The organism is Streptomyces sp. NPDC006450 (assembly GCF_040612195.1).
Lineage (GTDB): Bacteria > Actinomycetota > Actinomycetes > Streptomycetales > Streptomycetaceae > Streptomyces.
On the sequence record NZ_JBEXPT010000180.1, the window covers coordinates 1 to 8,864 of the forward strand.

Genomic DNA, 8,864 nt, shown 5'->3' on the forward strand with positions numbered 1-8,864 from the left:
CTTCGCGACCACGCGAAGGGCCGAGGCCGCCTGCCGAACCTACCCTGACCTGCTGAAACGCAGAAAAATGGAGAACCGGGCCAAGATTTCATTAACCAACGGAAACAGACCGCCTGGTCTCTCCTACCCGTCCGATGATCCTTCCGGTTCCAACGCCGCGAGGCGGTCCCCCGCCGCCAGCGCCGGCAGCAGCAGCTCCCAGAACCGGGCGATCGTACGCGGCGCGAGCCAGGCCTCCTCCCGGGAGCCGAGCACCTCGAAGCCCACGGTCGCCGCCACCACCGCGGTCACGGCGTCCTCGGGCGCCACCCCCGGCCGCAGCTCCCCCGCCTTCTCGGCCTCCGCCACGGCCTGCTCGACCCACTGCCGCCAGTGCTCACGCAGGTCGCCCGGCGTCACGCGGCCCGCTTCGCCGCCCAGCCCGAACCCCGCCCGCAGCACCACGTCCCGGCGCAGCCCCAGGGCGAGCCCGTGGGTCACGTCGACCAGGTACTGGAGCCGGCCCGCCCCCTCCCGCGACGCCACCCCGGCGATGATCCGCAACCGGTCCAGCGCAGCGCTCTCCACGGCCTCGGCCAGGGCCGCTTTGCTGGCGAAGTGGAAGTGCAGCGCTCCGCTGCTCACTCCGGCCTGCGTACTGATCATGGCGAGGGACGCCACCGTGAAGCCCTCGCGGTCGAAGATCTCGGCCGCGGATCTGATCAGACTCTCCCGCGTCCGCACCGCACGTTCTTGTTTGGCCATCGAGTGCTCCGTTACTGCGGGGGATTGCCGTGCTTACGGGAGGGAAGGTCTGCGTGTTTGCTGCGGAGCATCGCCAGCGAGCTGATGAGGACCTCGCGGGTCTGGGCCGGGTCGATGACGTCGTCGACGAGGCCGCGTTCGGCCGCGTAGTACGGGTGCATCAGCTCGGCCTTGTACTCCTTGACCATGCGCTCGCGCATCGCCTCGGGGTCCTCGGCGTCGGCGATCTGCCGGCGGAAGATGACGTTGGCGGCGCCCTCGGCGCCCATCACCGCGATCTCGTTGGTGGGCCAGGCGTAGGTCAGGTCGGCGCCGATGGACTGGGAGTCCATGACGATGTACGCGCCGCCGTAGGCCTTGCGCAGGATCAGCGAGATCCGCGGCACCGTCGCGTTGCAGTACGCGTACAGCAGCTTGGCGCCGTGCCGGATGATGCCGCCGTGCTCCTGGTCGACGCCCGGCAGGAAGCCGGGCACGTCGAGCAGCGTGATGATCGGGATGTTGAAGGCGTCGCACATCTGGACGAAGCGCGCCGCCTTCTCCGAGGCCTCGATGTCGAGCACACCGGCCAGGGACTGCGGCTGATTGGCCACCATGGCGACCACCTGGCCGCCCAGCCGCCCCAGGGCGCAGATGATGTTGCGCGCCCAGCGCTCGTGGACCTCCAGGTAGTCGCCGTCGTCGACGAGCTCCTCGATCACCTTGGCCATGTCGTACGGGCGGTTGCCATCGGCCGGAACCAGGTCCAGCAGCACCTCGGTGCGCCGGCTCTGGGGATCCGTGCACGGCACGCACGGCGGGAACTCGCGGTTGTTCTGCGGAAGCATGGAGAGCAGGTAGCGGACCTCGGAGATGCAGGTCTCCTCGTCGTCGTACGCGAAGTGCGCCACGCCCGAGGTGCCGGCGTGCACGTCCGCGCCGCCGAGCCCGTTCTGGGTGATCTCCTCGCCGGTCACCGCACGGACCACGTCCGGGCCGGTGATGAACATCTGCGAGGTCTCCCGGACCATGAACACGAAGTCCGTCAGCGCCGGCGAGTACGCCGCGCCGCCGGCGCACGGGCCCAGCATCACCGAGATCTGCGGGATCACGCCCGAGGCTTTGGTGTTGCGCTGGAAGATGCCGCCGTACCCGGCGAGCGCGGAGACGCCCTCCTGGATACGGGCACCCGCGCCGTCGTTCAGGGAGACCAGCGGGGCACCGGCCGAGATGGCCATGTCCATGATCTTGTGGATCTTCGTCGCGTGGGCCTCGCCCAGCGCACCGCCGAAGATCCGGAAGTCGTGCGCGTAGACGAAGACCGTGCGGCCCTCGACCGTGCCCCAGCCGGTGATGACGCCGTCGGTGTACGGGCGCTTGTCCTCCAGCCCGAAGCCGGTCGCCCGGTGCCGGCGCAGCTGCTCGACCTCGTTGAACGAGCCCTCGTCGAGCAGCAACGCGATCCGCTCACGGGCGGTGAGCTTGCCCTTGGCGTGCTGCGCCTCGGTCGCCCTTTCGCTCGGCCCGGCGAGCGCCTGCGCACGGACCGCATGCAGTTCGGCCACACGCCCGTAAGCGTCCGCCGTCTCCGCAGAAGCCCGAGAGATGTCATTCACAACGGTCACGACACGTCCCTCCCAGAGTGCGGCCCGATCGACGACCTCACCGTAACAAACCGCCAATGCGGTTTGCATGACGGGAGTATGGCGGGCACACGAGATCAGCCATGGATAGATGCCCTCGCTGGCGCTACCGCCAGTGATAGGGGGAGCGATAGGCCGCGCTGGACCGCTCGCGTCGCCACAGCGGGACATCGGGCAACTCCTCCCCGTCCACCTCGTCCCGCTGCGCCATTACCGAGCACAGCACGACGGTGAGCGCGGCCAGCTCTTCCTCGCTGACCGACCCGCGCTCGATCCGCAGCGCGAACTTCCCGGTGTCCGACTCGACCATTGCCCCTCCTCAGGTCTCCGGCCACCGTCGGACACCCAGCTCAAGGACCGCTCTCGCCCTGCTCGAGACGGGCTCGGGCCCCGGTTCGGCGCCGGCGGACGCCCGGCACCTCAGGACCCACGGAGGCCACCACGCCCCGGACCGCGATCCCGGGGCACCCGACAACCCGTCCGTGCGGTTTGGGACGAGGCGGCCGGCCAGAAGCGGAACGCGGGTGCGGACACCCCTGCCGACGCCGCTCGAGAACGGCTCGCACCCTGCTCAACGCGGTCGGGTCCGGCATCGGGGGGCGAGAAGCCGCCCGGCCTGGGAGAACGGCGCCCCACCAGGACGAACAGGCGAATCGGAGTAAATGCCTCCGCCAATTCTTGGCTGAGGTACCTGAGAACCACTAGAGACTAAACCGGTTGGTATGTATCTTCCCGGCCAAAGGGCCAATCCGAGCACGACTCCAACAGCCCAGAGGGAGCTACGTCTGTGAGCACGACTCAAATGGAGCGCACAGCCTTCGACACCACGACGAGACAGGCCTCCGCGGTTACCGCCGTCACGGCCCGCGTCGCCGGCGCCACGACCCTGACCAGTACCGTTCCCAAGGAACTCGTACACCGGTCGGCCGTCGCCGAAGTCCTGCTCACCGATTGGGCGCGGGTGGACGACACCCACTTCCGCGTGACGGCCCAGTGGCCCCGCGGCCACAGCTTCTTCACCCCGGTGGCGGACGGCTACCACGACCCACTCATCGCCTGCGAGACCATCCGTCAGATCGGCATCCTGCTGGGCCACGCCGAGTTCGGCGTGCCCCTCGGCCACCAGTTCGTCATCTGGGACCTCGACATCGCCGTACGCCCGGAACACCTCATGGTGGGCTACGCACCCGCGGCGCTCAGCATCGACGTCACCTGTACCGAGATCACCCGGCGCGGCGGGAAGCTGGCAGGGCTGCGCATCGAGGCGGTCTTCCACCGCGACGGACACGTCGTCGCGACCGGCACCGGCTCCTACTCCTGTCTGGCGCCCGCGGTCTACCAGCGGGTCCGCGGCGACCACACGGTCGGCGGGGACTGGCACCGGCTGCCCCTCATCAGCCCGGCGGCGCCGCAGAGCGTCGGGCGCATGTCGCCCATGGACGTCGTGCTCTCCCCCACGGGCGAGGAGGCCTGCTGGCAGCTGCGCGTGGACACCCGCCACCCCGTGCTCTTCGAGCACCCGGTCGACCACATACCCGGCACGGTTCTGATCGAGGCCGCCCGCCAGGCCACGGCCGCCGTGCTGGGCCGGTCCTCCTACCTGCCCCTCGCCCTCACCAACCGGTTCAAGCGGTACGTCGAGCTCGACGCGCCCTGCATGATCGAGGCCCGCCTGCTCGACGACGCGGCTTCCCCCAGCGAACAGACGGTCCTCGTGACCGCCCGTCAGGCCGGTGAGCCCGTCTTCTCCGCCACCGTGACGGCGGGCTCGCACGGGCTCTGACCGGCCGCGGAATACGGCTCCACCGATGCACGGAAAGCGCTCAGATGGCGCCTGGCCCACACGCGGAAGGAACGGGCCGGCCGGCCGAGGAGGGCGGGAAGGGTCCCGTCCACCTCGCTCTTGCAGCCCTCGCGCTGCCGCTCGGCCCGCTCCAGGAGAGCGTCGACGACGTCCCGCGGATAGCGCTCGGCCAGCACCGTGCGCGCCCGTCCGGGACCGAGCTCCTCGAAGCGCAGCGGACGGCCCAGCAGTTCGGCGAGCTGGTCCGTCTGCCGGACCGCCGTGATCGGCTCCGGCCCGGTCAGTGTCAGGGCCCTGCCTGCATACCCCGCCCCGTCCCCGGTGAGCGCGCGCACCGCCACCTCGGCGACGTCGCGGGGATCGACGCAGGCGTTGGCCGACGCCCCGTAGAGCGCCCGCACCGCGCCGTGCGTACGGACGGACCCCGCCCAGGAGAGGGTGTTGGACATGAACAGGCGGGGCCGCAGCAGGGTCCACTCCAGTCCGGACCCCCGCCACAGTTCCTCGTTGCCGCGCTGCCACCGGGTGATCAGGTCCTCGGCCTCGCCGTCCGTGACCCCGGCGGCGGAGAGTTTCACGACGTGGCGCACCCCGGCCGAACGCGCGGCCCGTAAGAAGCGCGCGTCGTCGTCCGCGATCCGATTCGTCACCAGGAAGGCGGCCCGCACCCCGCTCAGCGCGCGCATCAGCGAGCGCGGGTCCGCGTAGTCCCCCTGAACGGTCTCGGCCGTCGCGGGTACACCGGTGACGGCCGCAGGGTCCCTCGCCAGGATGCGGACCGCGAGGTGCGCCGGCAGCAGGCGGACCACCTCACGCCCGATCGTCCCCGTCGCTCCTGTGATCAGAATCATGATCTTCCCTCCCTGTTAACCCGCTGTAAGATACAAACCGGGCGGTCTCTTATGGCTTCCCATACCCCGTCGACCCGAGGAGGAAGGAGGGCACCGTGGTTGAGCAGGTACGAGCCATCCGCACACGCCAGACGATCCTTTCGTCGGCAGCCAAGATCTTTGAGGAACACGGGTACCAAGCGGCGACGATCTCCCAGATCCTGTCCGAGGCCGGGGTCACCAAGGGGGCCCTGTACTTCCACTTCCAGTCCAAGGGCGACCTGGCCCTGGGCGTGCTCGCCGAGCAGGACCAGCGGCTGATCGTTCCCGACCGCGCCTCGAAGGTGCAGGAGGTCGTGGACGCGGTGATGCTGCACGCGTACCGCCTGCAGACCGATCCCATGGTGCGCGCGGGCGTACGGCTGACCATGGACCAGCAGGCGAACGGCCTCGACCGCAGCGGCCCGTTCCTGCGCTGGACCGAGGTCGGCCAGGCGCTGCTCGAGAAGGCCCGGGCCCAGGGCGAGTTGCTGCCCCACGTGGTTCCGGTCGAGACCGCCGAGGTGATCGTGGCCTCGTTCGCCGGCATCCAGTCCATGTCCCAGGCCGTCTGCAACTACGCCGACCTGCCGGCGAGACTGTCCGCGCTGCTGCGCCACCTGCTGCCGAGCGTGGTGGTGTCCTCCGTCCTCGCCTCGCTGGACCTCTCCGAGAACCGGGGAGCCATGGTGTACGCCGAGGCCCTGAAGCTGACCGGCGAGCAGGGCGCCGCGGAAGCCGCGGAAGCCGCCGTCTGAACGGCCGAAACCGGGAGGGGACGCACCCGCGGCCCCCTCCCGCCGCGCCCACGCCTCCGTCACGGAGCCCCCACCCGGGCGCCCGCGGCGAAGTACGCCGACAGCGCCACGCCCAGTTCCTCGCCGCCGGGGGCCCAGCCGATGTAGCCGTCGGGCCGCACCAGCAGCGCCTCGTACGGCACTTCGGGCGTGGGCTGGGCGGTGACCACCCGTACGATCCCCTCCCACTCCCGCGCCTGGTCCCGGTAGCCGCGTCCCTTCTCGCCGAAGAGCAGCAGCTGCGGCCGGCCCGCCCGCAGCAGCTCGATCACATCGCTCTCACCCGTTGCCGTGGTGAGAGCGATGTTCCGCAGAAACGTTCCTGCCGCAGGTGACGGGCACCCGGTGAGGGGCGGCAGCACGGTGTCCTGGCCGCTGACCATGGCGCCGAGATGCCCATGGCTCCCCTGGCCGTCCTGGCCGTCCTCCGAGGCCAGCAGCCCGGTGAACACCCCGCGCAGCGCGTCGGACTCGGGTCCCGGCCTCATCAGCGCGAGCTGCGCCCGGGTGTTCTCGATGACCCGCCCGGCGACCGGCCGGCGCTCCGCGTCGTAGGTGTCCAGCAGGCCCCTGCCCGCCGCCCCGAGCACCGCGAGCGCCAGTTTCCAGCCCAGGTTCAGCGCGTCCAGCACCCCGGTGCTCAGGCCCTGCCCGCCGATCGGGAAGTGCACGTGCGCCGCGTCCCCCACCAGGAAGACGCCTCCCGCGCGGAAGGCGCAGGCCAGCCGGGTGAAATCGCTGAACCGGCTGAGCCAGCGCGGCTCCTTCATCGCGATGTCGCGCCCCGCGATCCAGGACACCTCCCGGCGCAGCTCCTCCAGGGTGGGCTCCAGCTGCCGGTCCTCGTGGGCGCCGGCGCAGTTGAGCGTCCGCAGGTGCGTATGGCCCGCCGGGTCCCGCTTGGCCACGATCCAGCCGCGCGCGGTGCGGTGCCAGCCGTCGGCCAGCGCGTCCGGGGCCTCGAGCCGGACGGCCCCCATCAGCGCGGACACCGACGCGGGACGGGTGTCGCAGGCGATGCCCATCTGTTCCCGGACGCTGCCGCGCGCCCCGTCGGCCCCCACGGCGTACGGGGCCACGAACAGGGCGGGCCCCTGCGGCCCTTCGGCCGCGACCCACACCTCGTCCGCCTCCTGGTGGACCTCCGTCACCCGGTACCCGCGCAGGATGCGCGCCCCGGCCGCCACGGCCCGCTGCTCGAACAGCCGCTCCAGTTCGGCCTGCGGGCACTTGAGGATCGGCTCCGGCTCGTTCGCGGGAGCCGTGATGACCAGGCCCGGCAGCCCGGCGAAATGGAAGGGCCGCCCCGCCCGGTGCCCGGCGTACGGGGCCCTGCAGCCGGGCAGGTACCCCCGCCGGGCGAGGCCCTGGACCGCCCGGGCGTGCAGCGTGGTCGCCTTGGGCCGCTCCGACACCCCGTCCTGCGCCTCCAGGAGCACCGTGTCGATCCCGTACGCGGCCAACTCGGCCGCGACCAGCATTCCGACGGGCCCTCCCCCCACCACCACGACCTGTGCCCGCACCGCACGTAACTCCCGCACAGCGGTACCCCCTTCGCCCCCGGCCACCGTAGGAAAGCGAAAATATACCGGCTACGCTGTTTTTTCCAGGGTCCACGGCAAGCCGGATCCGGGCCCCGGGTCGCCACGCACCGGAATCGGAACCTCCACGAGGAGTGACGGCCGCGCCCGTCGGAGGCGGGGGCCGGACGCGGACCTCGGGCGGGCCCTCCTGCGGGGTCGGGTCGCTGCTCGCTTCCCGCTCAAAAGCGGGGGCAGCGGGGCTCGAGCGGGAAACAGTCGGGGCACAGCGACTCGGCGACCGTTCAGTCGCTGCGCACGGAAAAGGAAAACCCCAGGTCAGATTGGCGTGACGAGCCGGACAGCGACTGAAGCGACTCACGGTCCGGGTATATGGAGACATTGGCGTGTGCGCGTGTGTGCGCGTGTGCGTCATACATGGGGACCCTGAGTCGCTTCAGTCGCTGTTCCCCTGCACGCAGGCCTGTGACCTGCGGTTTTGCGAGCGACTCCAGCAGCGACCGAACCATCCTCGATCGCTGTCCGGTGAGTCGCTCGGTCGCTGGATGTCCGAGTGGATACGTACAACTGTTCAGGCTCACATTTCTCTCGCGCCGCGAGAGTTTCGCTAGTGTGATTTCGGGCGTGAGTCGCTTCAGTCGCTGACGGGGGAAGTAATGGCAGCTGAGCTGCGGGTTTCGCGCAGCGACCCAGGGCAGTTCACGAGTGCTGCGTCGGTCGCCCGGTGGTGTGCGCGCCAGGGCTGGCCGGTTCACCCTCTCGCCCCGGGCCGCAAGACGCCCGTGGGCAACTGCGACGCGTGCCGTGCGCCCGGACACGACCGGGCAGCATGCGACTGTCCGCGGGCGGGCCGTTGGTGCCACGGGTTCCACGCGGCGACGCTCGACTTCGACCGGATCGAGCAGTGGTGGGGCGCGCACCCCGGGCACGGCGTCGGCGTGGCCTGCGGGCCCGCGGGCCTGGTCGTCATCGACATCGACGCGCACGAGCGGGAGCTGCCCGGCCGGGACCGCCTGCTGCCCGGCGTCGGGATCTCCTCCGGGATCGACCTGACCGGACTGGCCGACGGATTCCACACCCTGGGCCTGCTGGCCGCCCTGCGCGGCGCCGCCGCCCCGGCGGACGACGCCTCCACCCTGCGCGTGCGCACTCCGTCCGGGGGCCTGCACGTCTGGTACCGGGACGACGACGGCCGCCGCTGGCAGTGCTCCACCGGCTCGGGCGGGGCCCGAGCCCTCGCCTGGCAGGTCGACGTACGCGCCTGCGGCGGGTACATCGTGGCTCCCGGGACCGTGACCCGCGCCGGCGTCTACCGGCCCGTGGGACCCGCACGTGAACCCGCCCCCCTGCCGTCCTGGCTCGCGCGGGAGCTGGAGCGCACCGGGCACCTGTCCGCCGCCGGGGGTCCGCTCCGACCTGGAGGTCCTGCACGGCCTGGCCACCCGCCTCGGCATGCCGAAGGCCTTCCCGACCGACCCCGAGGAGGT

8 protein-coding genes are annotated in these 8,864 nt (G+C 71.2%); 3 read left to right on the forward strand and 5 right to left on the reverse strand.

The genetic code is table 11. The features are described 5' to 3' along the window. Window positions 1–123 precede the first annotated feature (123 nt). The 3 genes from ABZY57_RS30675 to ABZY57_RS30685 form a co-directional block, all read right to left on the reverse strand. Window positions 124–744 carry a ScbR family autoregulator-binding transcription factor gene (locus ABZY57_RS30675; protein WP_356517470.1) on the reverse strand — a complete coding sequence of 207 codons (621 nt, stop codon included), beginning with the start codon at window positions 742–744 and terminating at the stop codon, window positions 124–126. 11 nt (window positions 745–755) lie between these two features. Next, window positions 756–2,348 carry an acyl-CoA carboxylase subunit beta gene (locus tag ABZY57_RS30680; protein WP_356517472.1) on the reverse strand — a complete coding sequence of 531 codons (1,593 nt, stop codon included), beginning with the start codon at window positions 2,346–2,348 and terminating at the stop codon, window positions 756–758. Window positions 2,349–2,472: 124 nt separating this feature from the next. Beyond that, window positions 2,473–2,676, reverse strand: coding sequence for an acyl-CoA carboxylase subunit epsilon (locus ABZY57_RS30685; RefSeq protein ID WP_356517474.1), 204 nt, complete (start codon window positions 2,674–2,676; stop codon window positions 2,473–2,475). A 477-nt stretch (window positions 2,677–3,153) separates the two neighbouring features. Between ABZY57_RS30685 and ABZY57_RS30690 the strand changes: the two genes are divergently transcribed. Then, entirely contained in the window at window positions 3,154–4,149 is a 996-nt protein-coding gene (locus ABZY57_RS30690) for a ScbA/BarX family gamma-butyrolactone biosynthesis protein (protein ID WP_356517476.1), read from the forward strand. On the opposite strand, the gene ABZY57_RS30695 is transcribed toward ABZY57_RS30690, so the two are convergent. Continuing rightward, the gene (locus ABZY57_RS30695) at window positions 4,092–5,021 is read right to left on the reverse strand and encodes an NAD(P)H-binding protein (protein WP_356517478.1); all 930 of its coding nucleotides are present in this window, start codon (window positions 5,019–5,021) and stop codon (window positions 4,092–4,094) included. The two genes, ABZY57_RS30690 and ABZY57_RS30695, sit on opposite strands and share 58 nt — an antisense overlap. A gap of 95 nt (window positions 5,022–5,116) precedes the next feature. On the opposite strand from ABZY57_RS30695, the gene ABZY57_RS30700 reads away from it, so the two are divergent. Continuing rightward, a complete protein-coding gene (locus ABZY57_RS30700; RefSeq protein ID WP_356517480.1) occupies window positions 5,117–5,797 on the forward strand; it encodes a ScbR family autoregulator-binding transcription factor in 681 nt (226 codons plus the stop codon). Window positions 5,798–5,856: 59 nt separating this feature from the next. On the opposite strand, the gene ABZY57_RS30705 is transcribed toward ABZY57_RS30700, so the two are convergent. After that, window positions 5,857–7,404 (reverse strand): FAD-dependent monooxygenase, encoded by a 1,548-nt coding sequence (locus tag ABZY57_RS30705; protein WP_356517482.1) that lies wholly within the window; start codon window positions 7,402–7,404, stop codon window positions 5,857–5,859. Between the two features lie 629 nt (window positions 7,405–8,033). Here ABZY57_RS30705 and ABZY57_RS30710 point away from each other — a divergent pair. Then, window positions 8,034–8,864: bifunctional DNA primase/polymerase (locus ABZY57_RS30710; protein ID WP_356517484.1), on the forward strand; the 831-nt coding region annotated here is incomplete at its 3' end.